This window comes from Marinobacter sp. MBR-105, from assembly GCF_053628895.1.
On record NZ_JBRJHG010000022.1, the window covers coordinates 46,331 to 63,313 of the forward strand.

Annotated in this window: 15 protein-coding genes; 10 read left to right on the forward strand and 5 right to left on the reverse strand. The window is 55.2% G+C overall.

The features are described from left to right. The first annotated feature begins 328 nt into the window (after positions 1-328). Positions 329-982, forward strand: coding sequence for a potassium channel family protein (locus ACSSVV_RS19430; protein WP_023009732.1), 654 nt, complete (start codon positions 329-331; stop codon positions 980-982). Next, on the forward strand, positions 979-2,346 hold the full coding sequence (locus tag ACSSVV_RS19435) for a TrkH family potassium uptake protein (RefSeq protein WP_454106804.1): 1,368 nt from the start codon (positions 979-981) through the stop codon (positions 2,344-2,346). The genes ACSSVV_RS19430 and ACSSVV_RS19435 overlap by 4 nt, the downstream gene beginning before the upstream one ends. 22 nt (positions 2,347-2,368) lie before the next feature. On the opposite strand, the gene ACSSVV_RS19440 is transcribed toward ACSSVV_RS19435, so the two are convergent. Further along, entirely contained in the window at positions 2,369-3,448 is a 1,080-nt protein-coding gene (locus ACSSVV_RS19440; RefSeq protein ID WP_454106805.1) for an FAD:protein FMN transferase, read from the reverse strand. A gap of 130 nt (positions 3,449-3,578) precedes the next feature. On the opposite strand from ACSSVV_RS19440, the gene ACSSVV_RS19445 reads away from it, so the two are divergent. The 6 genes from ACSSVV_RS19445 to ACSSVV_RS19470 are packed head-to-tail and all read left to right on the forward strand — an operon-like array spanning position 3,579 to position 11,554. Beyond that, entirely contained in the window at positions 3,579-3,773 is a 195-nt protein-coding gene (locus ACSSVV_RS19445) for a hypothetical protein (RefSeq protein ID WP_454106806.1), read from the forward strand. After that, a complete protein-coding gene (gene kdpA / locus ACSSVV_RS19450) occupies positions 3,770-5,482 on the forward strand; it encodes a potassium-transporting ATPase subunit KdpA (RefSeq protein ID WP_454106807.1) in 1,713 nt (570 codons plus the stop codon). The genes ACSSVV_RS19445 and kdpA overlap by 4 nt, the downstream gene beginning before the upstream one ends. 10 nt (positions 5,483-5,492) lie before the next feature. Beyond that, positions 5,493-7,514, forward strand: a complete 2,022-nt coding sequence (gene kdpB, locus ACSSVV_RS19455) for a potassium-transporting ATPase subunit KdpB (RefSeq protein ID WP_454106808.1) — start codon at positions 5,493-5,495, stop codon at positions 7,512-7,514. A 13-nt stretch (positions 7,515-7,527) separates the two neighbouring features. After that, on the forward strand, positions 7,528-8,130 hold the full coding sequence (kdpC, locus tag ACSSVV_RS19460; RefSeq protein ID WP_454106809.1) for a potassium-transporting ATPase subunit KdpC: 603 nt from the start codon (positions 7,528-7,530) through the stop codon (positions 8,128-8,130). Continuing rightward, a complete protein-coding gene (locus ACSSVV_RS19465) occupies positions 8,127-10,805 on the forward strand; it encodes a DUF4118 domain-containing protein (RefSeq protein ID WP_454106810.1) in 2,679 nt (892 codons plus the stop codon). The genes kdpC and ACSSVV_RS19465 overlap by 4 nt, the downstream gene beginning before the upstream one ends. Continuing rightward, positions 10,802-11,554 carry a response regulator gene (locus ACSSVV_RS19470; RefSeq protein WP_454106811.1) on the forward strand — a complete coding sequence of 251 codons (753 nt, stop codon included), beginning with the start codon at positions 10,802-10,804 and terminating at the stop codon, positions 11,552-11,554. Before ACSSVV_RS19465 ends, ACSSVV_RS19470 begins: the two co-directional genes overlap by 4 nt. Positions 11,555-11,610: 56 nt before the next feature. Here ACSSVV_RS19470 and ACSSVV_RS19475 read toward each other — a convergent pair whose 3' ends face one another. The 4 genes from ACSSVV_RS19475 to ACSSVV_RS19490 form a co-directional block, all read right to left on the reverse strand. After that, entirely contained in the window at positions 11,611-12,498 is an 888-nt protein-coding gene (locus tag ACSSVV_RS19475) for a recombination directionality factor (RefSeq protein WP_454106812.1), read from the reverse strand. Between the two features lie 62 nt (positions 12,499-12,560). After that, a complete protein-coding gene (locus tag ACSSVV_RS19480) occupies positions 12,561-13,562 on the reverse strand; it encodes a YqaJ viral recombinase family nuclease (protein ID WP_031210246.1) in 1,002 nt (333 codons plus the stop codon). 86 nt (positions 13,563-13,648) lie between these two features. Beyond that, on the reverse strand, positions 13,649-14,611 hold the full coding sequence (locus ACSSVV_RS19485; protein ID WP_454106813.1) for a DUF932 domain-containing protein: 963 nt from the start codon (positions 14,609-14,611) through the stop codon (positions 13,649-13,651). Positions 14,612-14,710: 99 nt separating this feature from the next. Continuing rightward, complete coding sequence (locus tag ACSSVV_RS19490) at positions 14,711-15,055, reverse strand: hypothetical protein (protein WP_454106814.1); 345 nt, start codon at positions 15,053-15,055, stop codon at positions 14,711-14,713. Positions 15,056-15,327: 272 nt separating this feature from the next. On the opposite strand from ACSSVV_RS19490, the gene ACSSVV_RS19495 reads away from it, so the two are divergent. Both ACSSVV_RS19495 and ACSSVV_RS19500 read left to right on the forward strand, forming a co-directional pair. Next, the gene (locus ACSSVV_RS19495; RefSeq protein ID WP_023009298.1) at positions 15,328-15,549 is read left to right on the forward strand and encodes a helix-turn-helix transcriptional regulator; all 222 of its coding nucleotides are present in this window, start codon (positions 15,328-15,330) and stop codon (positions 15,547-15,549) included. Positions 15,550-15,558: 9 nt separating this feature from the next. Then, complete coding sequence (locus ACSSVV_RS19500) at positions 15,559-16,899, forward strand: DUF3987 domain-containing protein (protein ID WP_454106815.1); 1,341 nt, start codon at positions 15,559-15,561, stop codon at positions 16,897-16,899. The last annotated feature ends 84 nt before the right edge of the window (positions 16,900-16,983 follow it).

The following is a 16,983-nucleotide window of genomic DNA, read 5'->3' on the forward strand; positions in this document are numbered from 1 at the left end:
CAAAAAAGACGACGGGTGCCAGATAGGGAAATATGGACGTCACAGGCTGAGAAGCCTGCCTGTTCGCCACAGCCAGAAAGCCGAGCCAAGCCAGCGCAATCACCAAATGGCCCCAAAAGCCCGGTTTTAATCGATAGACTCCCATCGCCGACAAGCCCTGCTCTCGACCAAGTTTGCTTCAGACGGCGTAAGGAAATCACATCCGGGGTGGAATTAGGACGGTACAAAGTGAATTTTTACGGTATTTTTACGGCGCTGAGAGCACAGACACCAGGGTGTGTGAGAAGATTTCGTCAGCAAGGTATTCATTGATAGTGGAACCGCACCCATGATCGGAAAACAACAGTTCATTATCATTGGCCTTGGCGTGTTCGGGGCCACAATTGCGCGCGAACTAACACGCCTCGGCCACGAAGTCCTGGGTATTGATTCGGACGAACAGCGAGTTGACCGACTGGCCGATGAAATTACTCATGCAGTGATCGCGGACGTCACGGACGAAAACTCGCTCATTGAACTGAACGCCGGCAGCTACGATGCCGCTGTCGTGGCCATCGGCAGGAACGTCGAAGCAACTATGCTCGCCACGCTGCAACTGCGGGAACTGGGAGTCAAGAAAGTCTGGGCCAAGGCACTGACAAACCAGCACCACCGCATTCTGGAAAGGCTGGGAGCGACCCGAATCATTGCACCGGAGTTCGAAATGGGTGTCCGGATCTCTCAGGAACTGAACTACCCGATGGTGCATGATTACCTGGGCCTGGACGACGACTATTTCATCGTGGATTTTCACACCACAGAAGACCTCGTCGATAAGACCATCGGAGAGGTGATCAACGGCGAACCGGTTGAAGCTCTGGTGGTTAAGCGCATGAAGGAAGCGCATCCCCACCCGGACCATACCTGGAAAATCCGAAAAGGCGACAGGATAATCCTCGGTGGCCAACTCGAAGACTTGAGGGACCTGGTTAACCGTCTATGAAAATCCATTTTCTGGATCTGGTTTCCTACGGTGCTAGAGGCGAGCCTTCCTCAAAAGGAAGCATGAACCCACCGAGACTCCTACTCGAGTCGTTTCTGGTTCTCATCGCTCTTGGCGCTTGCCTGCTGAAGTTGCCCTTTGCGACCGTTGAGCCAGTGACCTGGATGGAAGCGGCCTTCACGGCGACCTCGGCAGTCACCGTGACGGGTCTGGTTGTAGTCGATACTGGGAGTCAGTACACCCTGTTTGGACAGTTGGTGATTCTTACCTTGATTCAACTGGGCGGACTGGGATTGATGACCTTCGCGGTTCTCACGGCCCTCGCCCTGGGCTTCAAGCTAAGCCTTCAGCACCAAATGGTTGCACAGGAAGCTTTCAACGAGATTTCCCTTCAGACGGCCAGACGGGCAAGCGGGTCGATAGCCGTATTTGCCTTGACGGCAGAAGCTGTGGGCATTGTTTTGCTCGGAGCGTTTTTTGTCCCGGAGCTGGGGTGGTCCGAGGGTCTCTACCAGGCCTTGTTTTACACGATTTCAGCGTTTAACAATGCCGGTTTCGCCCTGTCTCCAGATAGCCTTTCTGCCTACGTTGACCATCCTGGCATCAGTCTGTCCGTGACGGCCCTGTTTATCACTGGCGGCCTGGGCTATATCGTCGTCATGGAGCTCTTCGACAAGCGCTGCTGGTCGCGACTGTCGGTTTACGTCAAAGTCATTCTGATGGCTACCCTGCTGCTGAACCTGTTTGCCACCGGCGCCATTCTGCTACTTGAGTTTGGCAACCCCGCTACCCTTGGTGCACTGGATAGTTTCTGGGACAAGCTCCTGGCCGCCTGGTTTCAAGGCGTGACACCACGAACCGCAGGCTTCAACACCCTTGATATTGGAGCGTTAACCGCCGGCACCAGTGTGCTGATGCTGCTTCTAATGTTCATCGGTGGTGCCCCGAACTCCACGTCCAGTGGTATCAAGATCTCGACTTTCGTCATTATGCTTGCCGCAACCCGTTCGTTTTTGCGGGGCAACCTGAACGTGAGTTTTTTCAAACGCTCCCTGAGTAGCGAAACAGTGCTCAAAGCCCTCGCCACAGCTACCATTGGGATGGCAGTCGTGTTTTTGGGTGTTCTGTCATTGAGTATTCTGGTGGAGGATGAGTTCCTTGATATCGCCTTCGAGGTGGTTTCTGCGTTCGGCACCGTCGGTCTCTCGCGGGGTACGACGGGCGAACTGGGCACCGCCGGCCAATTGATCATCATGGCAGTCATGTTGATCGGCCGTCTCGGTCCACTTACTTTGGGTTATACCCTGACAGTGCGCAGGAAATCCCGTGTTCGCTATGCGAAAACTGAGTTCCCGGTAGGCTGATCAGGAGCAGAGCCTGCCTATCTCAATCCACAGCGATCCCCTCAATGGCATGCCAGGCCTCGGTCGATGTTTCGCTGAGTTGGTTGTTTTCCTCGTCGATGAATAATGCAGCGATATTGTGCCGATCAGCGACTGCCTGCCCTTCCCTTGCTCCGAGACACAGTAAGGCTGTGGACCAGGCGTCTGCCCAGGTAGGGTCTTGATCGATGACTGTCACGGATACCGTGGAATGGCTAACCGGCCAACCTGTCCGCGCGTCCAACACATGGCTGTAGCGCTGCCCCTGATCGTCGAAGTAATGGCGGTAGGTACCTGACGTCATAACCGATAGCGGGCCATCACTTCGGATCGTGATCACCTTATGGATAGATCGCTCTTCTGGCGTTGGACGCTCAATGGCAACCCGCCAGGATTCTCCGCCTGGCTTGTGGCCTCGGGTTTTCAGTTCACCTCCCAGTTCCACCAGATAGTGTTCGATGCCCGCGGACTCCAGCACCTCAGCCATCTTTTTTACCGTATACCCCTGAGCAATCGACGACAGATCAACCTGCAGATCGGGAACGGATTTAGCAAGCGTATTGCCAGACCTTGCGACTACATGGTTGATGCCAACGATCTGTAGCTGATTGAGCAGCTCGGTCTCCGAAGGAACGGAAACCTGCTGACCACTGAACCCCCAGAGATCAAAGATAGGCTTTACCGTCAGGTCATAGCACCCATGACTGGCCTTGGTCACCTCTCGCGCCTTTCCAATCAGGTTTACGATTTCAGGTCCAACTTCCAAGACCTCGGAGGCAGCGGCGCGGTTAAAACGCTCAATCGCACTGTCCGACCGGTAGTTAGACATCAGTGCATCAACTCGCGTCAGCTCTGCAACTACGTCTTGCCGAATTGCCTCAGCGTCTGCGCTGCCCGTATTCCAGAAGGTCACATGCCAGGTCGTTCCCTGTGCAGGACCACTCAACTTAATGAGACTTGGCGGTTGGTTACACCCTCCCAGCACCAGAGCCAGAACGCTAAACAGCAGCACCCTCCTGTGACGCCAACCCGAAAGCAGGTGACGGGGATTTCGAGACAGCAAAAACATTGAACACCTCTGCATAGCGACCCTGTGTTGCGCAGAGTCTACCTTTCCGGACGATTCCGGTGGGGAGAGAACCTTATTTTTTAACGCTTTTTTTACGCCCCGCCGCTGTTTTGGTCATCGAATTTTTACGCCCCACCGCAGCACCATGAAAGCACACCCACTGAAGGAGACGGAGCGTGTCTACTTTCCTGTTAATTGTTTCTGTTGCAGTCGGCACCTACCTGGTCGCCGCCCTGCTCTGGCCCGAGAGGTTCTGACCATGGCACTGATCGGCATTGGCATCATTCTCGGGCTGTTTGGCCTGTGTTTCCTGTTCATTGATCTGGAGGAACGGCTGTGAACGAGGTCATCGTTATCTATGCGTTCACGCTTTTGCTGGCGTGGCCACTGGGCAAGTACATTGCGGGCGTATTTAACGGAGCCAGGGGGGCGGCGGGTGCCGTCTTTCTGCCGGTTGAGAATGGCCTGTACCGACTGTTTGGTGTCAATCCTGCCCAGCCGATGAGTTGGCAGGGTTATGGGAAGGCGCTGCTGAAACTTCACCTTATGCTGGTGCTGATCGTCTTCGGCCTGCTGATGGCCCAGGGCTTTCTTTTTCTGAACCCGGACAACATCGACGGCATGAGCTGGGACCTGGCGTTGCATACGGCGGTCTCGTTCCTGACCAACACCAATCAGCAGCATTATTCCGGGCAGGCACAGCTGAGCTATCTGGCCCATACCTTTGGCATAGTGACGCTTCAGGTGGTTACACCGGCGGCGGGTATGGCGGCATTAGTGGCTATTGTCCGCACCCTGTTGGGCCGGTCTGACGAAAAGAAGCAGCCTATGGGCGAAGGCGCTGTGTCTGTCGGTAACTTCTACGAAGACATCACCCGGGCCATTGTGCGAGTCATGTTGCCGGTCGCTGCGGTGGTGGCGCTGATAATCGCCTCACAGGGCGTGCCGAACAGCTACGAGGGTGCCCGCACGGCTATTCCTCTGGATCAAACCGCCGGCATGGAAGAGCAGCACATCCCGATCGGCCCCGTGGCACCCATGGTTGCCATCAAGCAGGTGGGCACTAACGGCGGCGGTTGGTATGGCCCCAACTCCAGCGTACCTCTGGAAAATCCCACACCGTTGAGCAACTTCGTCCAAACGGTCTCCATTGTGCTCATTCCCGCCGCCCTGGTGTTTACCCTTGGATTCATGACGGGCCGTCGCCGACTGGCGATGGTGGTAATGGGCGTCATGGTGGTGATGTCAGTCTCGCTAACCTCGGTCGCGATCTGGTCCGAGAATCAGCCGAACGCAGCCTTCTCCGGACTGGCGGCCGACGGCACGAATATGGAAGGCAAGGAGGTGCGCTTTGGCGCGACCGCCACCGCACTCTGGGGCAGTTGGACGACACAGACGTCCAACGGTTCCGTCAACGGCATGCATGACAGCTTTAACCCCATCGGCGGCATGATTCCGATGATCGACATGTTCATCAACGTCACCTTTGGCGGTATTGGCGTTGGGCTGATTGGCTACCTGCTGTTCCTACTGTTGGCTGCCTTCCTTGGTTCCCTGATGATCGGGCGGGCGCCGGAAATTGCCGGCAAGGCCCTGGAAACCCGGGAAATGAAGCTGGTCTGCATCGCACTGTTGATCCAGCCCCTGCTGATCCTCGGTTTCAGTGCCATCACCGTCGCGTTCCCCACGTTGACCGGTAACTCCAATCCGGGCTTCCACGGCATCAGCCAGGTGATTTACGAATACACCTCGGCCTTTGCCAACAACGGTTCCGGCTTTGAAGGGCTCGGTGACAACACCGTGTGGTGGAACGTGACCTGTGCGGTCAACCTGGCCTTGGGTCGATTCATTCCGATTCTCGCACCGCTCGCCATCGCTGCGTCACTGGCCGCCAAGCGCTCCGCTCCGGAGGGTCGCGGCAGCCTGAGCATCGATACGCCCACCTTCGGGCTGATGACTCTGGCGGTGATTGTGATGTTTACCCTGCTGAGCTTTATGCCGGTGCTGATTCTCGGCCCGATCGCTGAAGCCCTGGCTCTGATGTCCTGATTGGAGAACGATGATGTCCAAGAGAACCCCTAAAATGACTGATTCACTTGATCTGGGCACAGTTTTCGGCCAGTCGATCAAGCGGCTGAACCCAAAAGATCTGGCGCGTAATCCGGTCATGATGGTCGTCGGTATCGGAACCGTGATTACCTTCCTCCTCGGCCTAAGTAATCTGGCCCAGGATGCTCCGGCAGGCCTGGATTTTGCGATCAGCGCGATTCTGCTGTTCACGGTGCTCTTTGCCAACGGCGCCGAATCCGTCGCCGAAGCTCGTGGCAAGGCGCAAGCCGGTGCTCTGAGAGCCACCCGAAAAGATCTGAAAGCCCGCAAACTGGACGGCGACCAGGAAAAAGATGTCCCAGCAGCAGACCTGCGTCGGGGCGACCGGGTGCTGGTCAAGCCCAACGAGCTGATACCCGCTGACGGCGAGATCGTCAAAGGCGCAGCCACCATCAACGAGTCGGCGGTCACCGGTGAGTCTGCGCCGGTGCTTCGTGAGGCGGGCACTGATAACAGCGGTGTCAGCGCGGGTACCAAGGTACTGTCTGATGATATCGAGATCGAGGTCACCGTCGATCCCGGTAACTCACTGCTGGACCGAATGATTGCCCTGGTCGAAGGTGCCAAGCGTCAGAAGACACCCAGTGAACTGGCCTTGTCGGTCTTGCTGGCAGCCATGACTCTGGTATTCCTGATTGTCGTTGTGACTCTCGTGCCCTTCGGCGGGTTTGTGGGTGCAACTCCCTCCTATTCGGTGTTGGTTGCCCTGTTGGTCTGCCTGATTCCCACAACCATTGGCGGCCTGCTCCCGGCCATCGGCATTGCCGGAATGGACCGGGCCATGCGTGCAAACGTCATTGCCAAATCCGGCAAAGCCGTGGAAGTGGCCGGCTCTATCGACACACTGCTGCTGGATAAGACCGGTACCATCACGCTGGGCGATCGCAAGGCAACAGCCTTTGAGCCTATTCGGGGCGTAGCACCGGGCACTCTGAGGGATGCCGCTCTGCTGACTTCGCTGGCTGATCCGACTCCCGAGGGTAAATCCGTGGTGGCTCTGGCCCGCGACAAAGGCTCGGATGCCGAAGCGTCTGAAGGAACCGAGTTCATCGAGTTCTCTGCCAACACACGTATGTCTGGGGTGGACCTGCCGGATGGCCGGATTCTTCGCAAAGGCGCGACCGATGCGATTCGCAAATTTGTCACGGAAAACGGCGGCAACTACCCGCAGGAAACCGACAACCTGGTCGACAGGGTTGCCAAAAACGGCGCTACTCCGCTGGTGGTTGCTGAGGGCAACCGCGTACTCGGGGTGATTGCCCTGTCGGATGTCATCAAATCCGGCATCAAGAAGCGCTTTGCCAAATTGCGGGACATGGGCGTGAAAACAGTGATGATCACCGGCGACAACCCGGTGACTGCAGCGGCAATCGCAGCAGAGGCGGGTGTTGATGATTTTGTGGCCGAGGCAACACCGGAGCAGAAACTCGACATCATCCGCAAGGAGCAGGCCGAGGGCCGCATGGTGGCCATGATGGGGGATGGCACCAACGATGCACCGGCCCTGGCCCAGGCTGATCTTGGCCTGGCGATGAATTCCGGAACCCAGGCGGCAAAGGAAGCCGGCAACATGGTGGATCTGGATTCCGACCCAGGGAAGCTGCTCGCCGTCGTTGAAATTGGCAAGCAACTGCTGATCACAAGGGGCTCGCTGACCACTTTCTCGCTGGCTAACGACGTCGCCAAGTACTTCGCCATACTGCCAACCCTGTTTGTGACCAGTCTGCCGGCACTGGACGCTCTGAACGTGCTGGACCTTGAGAGCCCAATGAGTGCGGTACTCGCAGCCACCATATTCAACGCACTGATCATACCGGCGCTGATTCCGTTCGCTCTGAAAGGTGTTCAATTCAAGCCAGCGAGCGCAACCCAGCTGTTGCGACGCAACCTTCTGATCTTCGGATTGGGTGGCCTTTTGCTGCCGTTCGCGGCTATCAAGGCGCTGGATCTGATGCTCACCGTAGTTATCTGAGGAGACCGACATAATGACTGAATCAAATAAAACGCCCGTAACCCGGTCCGCCTCCTGGCTTCCAGCGCTTCGCACGGCGATTGTTCTCATTATCCTTTGCGGCGGGCTATATCCGGTGCTGATCACAACCGCCGGAAAAGTGATGTTTCCCCATCAGGCGCTGGGAAGCATGATCATCATTGACGACACGATTGTTGGATCGGAATTGGTTGGACAACGCTTCACAGCCCCCGAATACTTCCACGGGCGGCCGTCCGCAGCGGAATATGACCCCTTCGCTGTCGGAGGGTCCAACTACGCAGCCAGCAATCCTGACCTGAAAGCACGCGTTGCAGAGGGTTCCGCAGAGATCGCGCAAAGAGAGAACGTAGCCCCGACGTCTATCCCTGCGGACTTGCTCGCAGCATCGGGCTCTGGCATTGATCCTCATATATCCCCGGAATCGGCGATTTTACAGGCCGAACGCGTGGCGAGTGCCCGTGGCATTGCGATTGCGAGGGCCAACGAACTGATTGCAAAGTACACTGAAGGTCCCACACTCGGCGTTTTCGGACAACCGCGTGTAAACGTTCTGAAACTCAATCTGGCATTGGACGGCAAGGAGTTTGACGATTGAATCAAGGCGACCCTAATCGCCCCAACCCGGACGCGCTCCTGAAAACCCAGGAGCGTGAGTCCGCCGGCGGGCTCAAGATCTTTCTGGGAGCAGCCCCGGGCGTGGGGAAGACCTATCAGATGCTGCAGGCAGCCCATGAACTTAAACGGCAGGGTGTGGATGTCGTCGTTGGTGTTGCCGAAACGCATGGTCGAGCCGATACGCTCGCATTGTGTGAGGGCCTTGAGCAGCTCCCCCTAAAAGAAGTCGAGTACGCCGGCAAGCAGTTCCGGGAGTTCGATGTCGATGCCGCCCTGAAACGCAAACCGGATGTCCTGTTGGTGGACGAGCTGGCCCACCGCAATATCCCGGGCACCCGCCACCCCCGGCGTTACCAGGATATTGAAGAACTGCTGGATCAGGGCATTACCATCTGGACGGCTATTAATATCCAACACCTGGAAAGCCTGTCGGACGTGGTGGCCAGTATCACCGGCGTGCGAATGCGAGAAACGGTGCCGGATTCGATCCTGGAACGGGCCCGGGACATCGTGCTTGTCGACCTTACCCCCTCAGAACTCCTGGAGCGGCTGCGACAGGGCAAGGTCTACGTGCCCGAGCAGGCCCGTGCGGCAATGGACGGCTATTTCTCACCCTCCAATCTGTCCGCGCTGCGGGAACTTGCCGTTCAGGCCATTGCCGAACGGCTGGATTCCGACGTTCGGGAAACCATGCAGTCGAAGGGCATTGAAGGCCCCTGGCACATTCGATCCCGAATGCTGGTTGCGGTGGACGGCTCTGGTCAGGGTGAAACCCTGGTTCGAGCAGCACGGCGGCTCGCCGAGCGCCGGAAAGCGCCCTGGACCGTCGTTACAGTGGACAACGGCCGGGCTGGCTCCGATGAACGCCAACGGCTGGAAAAAGTGTTCGATCTGGCCACGCGCCTGGGTGCAGAGGTCAGGACGCTTCGCGGATATGACGTGGCCGGAGAAATCCTGGCCTTCGCGAGAGAGCAGAATGTCACAACCCTGGTTCTCGGCCGTTCCCACAATCGCTGGTGGCACCTTCGAAAATCCACCAGTCGTAAGCTACTGAAAGAGGCCGAGGCCTTTGAAGTCACCTTTATACCAGTCCCCAAAAAACAAAGGCGCCGCCTTGCTGAAGCCGCAGGCTATCCGGTCAGATGGAGCGACTATGCCTGGGCCGTTGGCAGCGTGGGTGCCGCAACCGCCATCGCCATGGGACTACAAAACGTTCTTCCACTGGGCAACCTGTCCCTGATCTTTCTGACATCCGTATTGTGGGTGGCCTCCCGAACCGGTATTCGTCCTGCCCTGTTCACGGCTGCTCTGAGCTTTCTGACCTACAACTTTTTCTTCACAGAACCCCGTTTGACCTTCCACATGGCAGATACGGATGAGCTGCTGACCGTGGTGTTCTTCCTGATTATCGCTGTCTCTGGAGGCAACCTTGCCGGCCGATTGCGGGACCAGGTCCAGATGCTTCGCGCCTCGAATGATCTCACTGATGCTCATCTGCAGTTTACCCGCAGACTCGCCTCTGCGCCTGATATCACCTCTGTCCAGACCGAGGCGGTCGAGGCTCTCTACGCCCAACTCAAGCTTCCTCTGATTATCGCCCAACGGAGCCCTGAAAATGATGCAATTGAAGTGGTGGTTCAGGGCGGCTCCTCTCACCCATTAAACGATGCGGCACGATCGGCCATCGATTGGGCCATCCGCAACGCCAGACCCAGCGGCGCGTTTTCTGACACGCTGAACAGCCTTCCCTGGCGCTTTGAACCGATTGAAGCAGACGGTGAAGTCTACGGCGTACTCGGATTTCGAGTGGACGATATGACCCCGGAGTATTACCGGGGCCTGGCCATCAACGTTTACGTGCATCAACTGGGCCTGGCGTGGTTTCGTACCCGCCTGGCGGCCAATCTTTCAGCATCCCGAGTGGCAGAGGAAACCGAACGGCTGCGCTCCGCGTTGCTCTCCTCCATCTCCCATGACTTGAGGACACCGCTATCCTCTATGATTGGCTCTGCCAGCACGTTGAAATCGATGTTTGACCGACTCTCCGATGAGGATCGGGACAGCCTTCTGGATGCGGTACTCGGTGAAGGCGAACGCCTGGATCGCTACATTCGCAACCTGCTGGACATGACCAAACTGGGCCATGGCACACTCAAGATCGAAAGGGATTGGATTGCGTTCACCGACATCCTGTCGTCAGCGCTCAGGCGCACCAGAAACCTGATGTCGAAAGTCCGTGTCGAACGGGAGGTAGAAGAGGACCTTCCATTGCTTTTCGTGCACCCGGCGCTCATTGAGCAGGCATTGGTCAACGTACTGGAGAACGCTGCCAAGTTTGCGCCCGACAACTCAACGCTGTCTATCCGCGCCCACAGAAAGGAAAACGAATTAATCATAGCGATTTCGGACGAAGGGCCGGGCATCCCAGAAGACCAGAGGAGCCAGGTATTCGACATGTTCTTCACCGGCGGCGAAGGCGACCGGCGGCCTCATGGTAGCGGGCTCGGCCTGGCTATCTGTCACGGCATGGTCGCGGCTCATGGTGGCCGGATTCAGGCGTTGGCTGGCCCAAATGGTATCGGTGCCACCATCGAAGTAGCGCTGCCCCTGATAGAATCCCCTGAACAAGAGTCCAATCGGGAATTGAGTGAATGACTGAATCAGCAAAAGATCGGGAAAAGCCCTGTATTCTGGTCATCGACGACGAACCGCAAATCCGGCATTTCCTGCGCATCAGCCTGAAAACGGAAGGCTACGAACTGCTCGAAGCCGAAAGCGGTGAGACCGGACTCGGATTGTGCGCAAGGCATTCACCTGATCTTGTGATTCTGGATTTAGGTCTTCCGGATATGGATGGCTCGGAGGTGCTGGCCGGCTTGCGGGAGTGGTCATCAGCCCCGGTGATCATTCTCTCGGTGCGGGATCGGGAACTGGAAAAGGTAAAAGCCCTGGATCTTGGAGCCAACGATTATGTAACCAAACCCTTTGGCGTCGATGAGCTGCTGGCTCGAGTTCGAACCCAATTGCGTATCCACCAGAAAGGAAAAAACGCAGTAGCTCCTGAAACCTCGGCCATTTTTGATAACGGTGAGCTTAATATTGATCTAGCCATGCGCAAGGTCACGGTCAGCGGTGAACCTGTCAGGCTGACCCCCAAGGAGTTTGCCGTACTGAAGGTCCTCTTGCTTGCGTCTGGAAAGATCGTCACTCAGTCGCAATTGTTAAAGGATATCTGGGGCCCGACACACACCACCGATACTCACTATCTGCGTATTCTGATCGGGAGATTGAGACAGAAGCTGGGAGACGATCCTACGGAGCAAAGGTATATCCAGACTGAGCCCGGGGTCGGGTACCGATTTCTTGAGACTGGGGAAAACCGTGATTCGGTGCTGCCTGAATAAAAAATAGACAACCTCGGTTTAAGACAGGTGGCCCCACTCGGACCACCTGTCAAAATCTAGCCAGAAGCTGACCTTGTCGAGTCGATGTCTTTCCTCAGCTTCGAGACAACTGAAGAATTGTCCATTAGTTCCTCGCCTGCAAGGGCAGGATAGAACTCCTCAACCACCTGACTCATCTCATCCTCATCATATTCAAATAGCGCATTGCCGAATCCCTTCGCCGCAGCCGCATCCAGTGCTGCTTGGTCAACCCCTTCATCCTTTAACTGCCTTGCCTTTTCCCTTGCCTCGACTACCGCCTCCTGCAGTGACAACCCTTCTTTGACCACTAGATCCACATAGTAGATCGGCGTCCGATGGCTCTGCGTCGTGCTTTTACCTCGCAGCTTCAATTCCAATCGCATGTACGCCAATAGACCACCAGAGACCGCCTGATAGTAGCTCAGCCTGGCTGCAAGTGTCCGGATGCTGTTGTAGCCAGTCGTCCGAAAGATAAAAGTGCCGAGATCATCGTCGTCGCCCACCTTCACGTTCAGACGGCCGTAGGGCTTGCATAGTCCTCCTTTGCCGAACTCACACAACGTTGGTCCAGGGCATGGCAAAGACTGCACTCCTGACTGCGTCAGGCGCTTACAGGTGTCGCCATTACCTACACACATTGGGCGCCCGCTTTTACGGTCGAACATGGTGTACTCAGCCCGCAGATTGAGATCCGCGTCGTTGAACAGCATGCGCACTGGGATGATCCGCAATTTGCTGTTTGGGGCATCCTTTCTCAGTTCCTCGTCCATAGGGTGAAGCACCCAGCCATCCTTTTCCTGGATCTGGGAGGTGATAGTGAATTGATCGTCTTTCTGCGGTAGCCGGATACCGTTCTTTTCAACGACCCTGCCGATGCTGATACGCCCCAAAACCGGAGGCGTAATGGCTAAACCTTTAATCATGATCGTTCTCCTAATAAAAAGGGCCACGGGGCGCTCGTCACGCCCAAGTGGCCAATGGGGGTTTATGCTTGGATGAGGAATCGACGGCTTCCTGGCTTCGTCAGTGGGTATTGCTCCAGCAGTTCTGGCTGATCCTTCAACAGCTGTTTCACGTTAAGCCCAACGGAATCCTTGCTCCTCTTCCAGCTGACGCTGCCACTTGGGAAGGTTGCCTTTGAGGCTTCGCCCATCTGGCTCTCGATTCGCTGCTTCAGGTGGGATTCAGTGGATTTAAGGCTTTCCATTTCCGAGCGGATGGCCAGCAGCTCGTTGAAGGCATCGGTCAGCTCCTTGCTTTGGCTGAAGTCCAGGATCTCGCCTCTGTCTACTGGGTACAGATGGCGGAGGGCACGTTCTGCGGAGTCAGTTCCATCGACCGGTGGCGGAGTGTCCGTTTCCACGAAATCCCAGAACTGGCGCTCCAGCACATACAGCGCTTCGATGAGCTCCTCATTCCTTTCAACGCGGTAGATCTTCAACTCTTGGCCACACAGAAGAACGCACACGTCCGCCGCCTGTTTGCCTGTGACAGCCAACTGGTGCTGCACCTGGCACTGAATGTAGTCCGGCACGCCCTCTTTCCATAGACGCGACCCGAACTCCCCTGCCGTTTTGCACTCCAGGATCTGCACATCGTCATCAGCCGCCACGGAATAATCCAGGTTGGCCAACATCCAGTGTTTCTCCGGATCTGGGTGCTGCAATACCGCGTTCACCCGGCGCACCTTCCTCCCCGTTTGTTGGCTGTACTGCTCCGCCACTATCGGTTCCAGGATATGGCCCCAGTAAACCGGTGAAGCGGGGTCGTCTGAATCCGGTTTTGGTAAGCCAGCATCTCTGCCGGTCTTGACCATCCAGAGCTCCAGTTGGGACTGGTAAGGGTTCATGCCGACCGATGCAGCGGCATCGCTACTGCCAATGCCCTGCTTGCGGACCCTCAGCCATTCATCCCGGCTCAGGCCCTTGGTAGAGACCAGGCGCAATGCCGCTCGTGGCTTCTGATTTGCGTTTGCACTCATGCCCATGATGTTTTCCTCCAGACATAAAAAAGCCCACCAGAGCATCAGGCTCCGGTGGGCTTTATGGCGGTTTTGAAATTTGTGGGATTGGCTCAAACCACAAGTGACATGGCCTGCTCTAATGCACGGTTCTTCATGGCAGCACCGGTTCCGAACCAGGCAGAATCCAACCGATGGTCAACGGTTTTGGCGCGCCGCTCGTGATCGATGAACTCAGTGACGGCATTCAGTAGTCCATAGGCCGTGCCTTCTGAGGATGCCAGGTTGGCACCCATGCCCTCGCCTTCATACAGGCCCAGAGCCTTCGCCATGGAGCGCTCGTTGGTTTTGCCAATGCCGGTACCGGAATCGTCAGTGAACACCTTGAGAAAGTAGTTCCTGGCCTCGGTAGTTTTCACCTTCCGTTCGCTCAGGGTTTTCAGGCGGTACATGAAGTCATCCCAGGCCGAAACGGATATGCCCAGTTGTTTCTTCACCAGGTCCGCATCGAACGCCGTATTGTGCTTCACCTTCACGGCATTGGCGGTGGAGCCTTCCAGGGCAACCGCGAGGGTGTTGTTGCACACCACGCGGATACTGGTGAACTGAGCGGTGGTTGCCATGGTGCCGTCACAGGCGGTGGCCAGCAGCACGTAAGCATTGGTCTGGTCGTTGCCCTTGAGCACGCCAGTTTGACCGGTACGGGCGAGTGCCCACATCTTGCGACCGCCTTTTAGAACACCGGCAGTTTCCAGCTCAAAACCGGATACCTCGGTCAGGTCCCGATAGAACTCCAGGATTTCCTCGGGCTGGACCACTTTGAAGCGGTTACCGACGACCGACAGCGGAGCCTTGGTATCCGAGCGGTAAAGCACTTTGGAATCCGGGTAGGACAGGATTTCACCCAGGCTGCCACTGGAATTGGTGACATAGCGGACGGGGCTTTCCTGGATCTGCCAGTCCAGACCGGCTTGCTTTGCCCAGACTTCCAGAGGCTGATTTGTGGTTAGTTCATTCCCAAGGCCATGCCATGGGGTTTGGCCCACGTAGGCCATTTGTTCGATGAGATGAGCCATGGTTGTTCTCCTGTGAAATTTATTAAGAAAATTAACGTCTTTCCGGTGGGAGTTATCTTTTCACCCGAGGGAGACTGGCAGCGCCTTTGGGACGTGGAGTTATCTCTCGGGGGAGCCAGGGTCATCGCTGAAGGAGTAGCTGCAGTCGAGGCAGCGGTAGTTGTCGAGCACCCGTTCATCCAGAACATCGCCGAGAATTACGCCAGCGGAAGCGCCCGTTGCACCGCCCAACAGCGCGCCAATGACGGCACCGCCGATACCACCCAAGGTCACACCAACGGGACCAGCAACGACTCCTAAGGCAGCGCCTGCTTGAGCACCGGCGGTGGCAGCCGCATAGCCGCCGTAAGTACCCGCAGACGCACCGACCACACCAGCCGTCTTCTTGCCGTAGTTGTTTTTTCCAATCCGCCTGGACAGGCAGTTGGGGCATTGTTCAGACATTGGAAATTACCTCTGTGAATTGGGAGGGAAGGCACTGTCAGTGCCCCGGTTCACAGGGGTGATATAGGTTTAAACTTTTTTCGAGTAGAAGTCCTAACATTGCTAATTTTGCTAACGGTTAGCAGTGTTAGCAGGTTCAGATAAAGCCCGTATTCAGAAATATATCCTCACCTCAGGATTTTAGTGGGAGTAAATGGGAGCAAGATATGGTGTAAATGACTGACGCGTTGGAATAGCGTTATGAAAGAACGAACGCGAAGGAGAAACATCCAATGACAGCACTCGACGGTGAGTTACAAATGATCCGCTTAAAATCGCTAGAAAAACGGCTCGGCGTATCATCATCCACAATCTACAACAAACTAAATCCGGCCTCTCAGTACTACGACCCGGAGTTTCCTAAACAAATCAAACTGGGAGGCGGCGCAGTGGCGTGGATCGAAGCTGAAATTAACGAGTGGCTCAAAAGCCAAATTAAAAAGTCTCGGATGTGAGAAATTACCGTGCCTACTCCTTTTTCCGCTTACAAGCAGAACTGCCCGGCTCCTGTTCAAAACCCTCTTTATGAGGAAATACCGCCTTTAAATCTTCAATTCCCAAATCTATCTCATGCACCCAAATTTAGCGAGCTTGTTTATGCGGTTCAGCGAAACACTGGTGCACAGATAGAGTTAATCGAAGATACTGCATTGGCGGTCATGGCAGCATCCGTTCAGGGACACGCAAATGTTGAACTATTTCCAGAGACAAAAACACCGCTATCACTGTCAATTTATGGAATTGGCCCATCCGGGTCGGGTAAGACCACTGTGGAAAACCAAATCACTAAACCAATTAAAGCAGCACAGAGGAAAGCCGAAAGCGAGTTTAGGCACCTTGAGGTCGCATATAAATGCAAGCTGGAAATACACAAATCGAAAAAGCAGGAGTTTAAAAAGAACATTCGGAAGCTTGCCGGAGCAGGAGAAGACACAGCCGAATTAGAACAGCAAATGTTGGAATTAGCTAAAGAAGAGCCAACACCGCCACCCCGTCCGCAAATAATAATTGAAGCGAGTACCAGCCTGGGATTAAGACAGGCACTGTACAACAACCCCTTATCTGTCTTCCAACTGAGCAGTGAGGGTGGTAATGCGCTAGGCAGTGGTGCTCTATGCGATTTCCCACTTCAAAATGCAGGCTGGGGAGGCGAACAAATATCTCGTGACACGGCGACAACTGGTAACCAGACCATTTACGATTCTAGGCTTACAAGCCTTATACTAATTCAAAGCGAGGTTCACCAAAAGCATTTTGAAAGCAATGATCAGCTAGCACGTCATTCTGGTTACCAGGCCCGCGCATTAAACGCAAATTACGACCAAGTCATGAGAAATTTTTCTAATGGCGAAAAACCCGATACGTCAAGCTATGAACCATTCTATGAAAGAGTGACCGAATTACTTGGGTCAATGTTTGAAATTCTTAAATTACAGAAAAAAGAGCATGAAAGATTTTTAATTAAATTCGTCGATGAAGCCAGGTTTTCAATATTAGGAACCAGAAATTCTTTGGTTCAGCATTCTTTACCGGGAGGCTTATATGAGTTTGCAAAAGACCATGCGGCAAAATTGCCTGAAAATATAGCGAGAGTTGCAGCAGTAATTCACTATTTTGAGGGCTTTGAAGGAAAAATAAGCCACCAAACAGTTAATTTAGCAAAGCAAATTGTTTTTTGGCACTCGTTTCAGTTCTTAAACCATTTCGTGCCCAAACCTAAAAGTCAGTTAGACGCGGCAGATCTTCATAAATGGATTCACCATCAAATTATTGCCTTCGGATTCAGATTCTTAAGGAGGCTCTGAATAAGTCTCCAAAATCAGCGATAATACGGCCATCGTCAATCGCATAGGATCGTTGCCAGCATGGATCAGATCACCTTCTCCGAA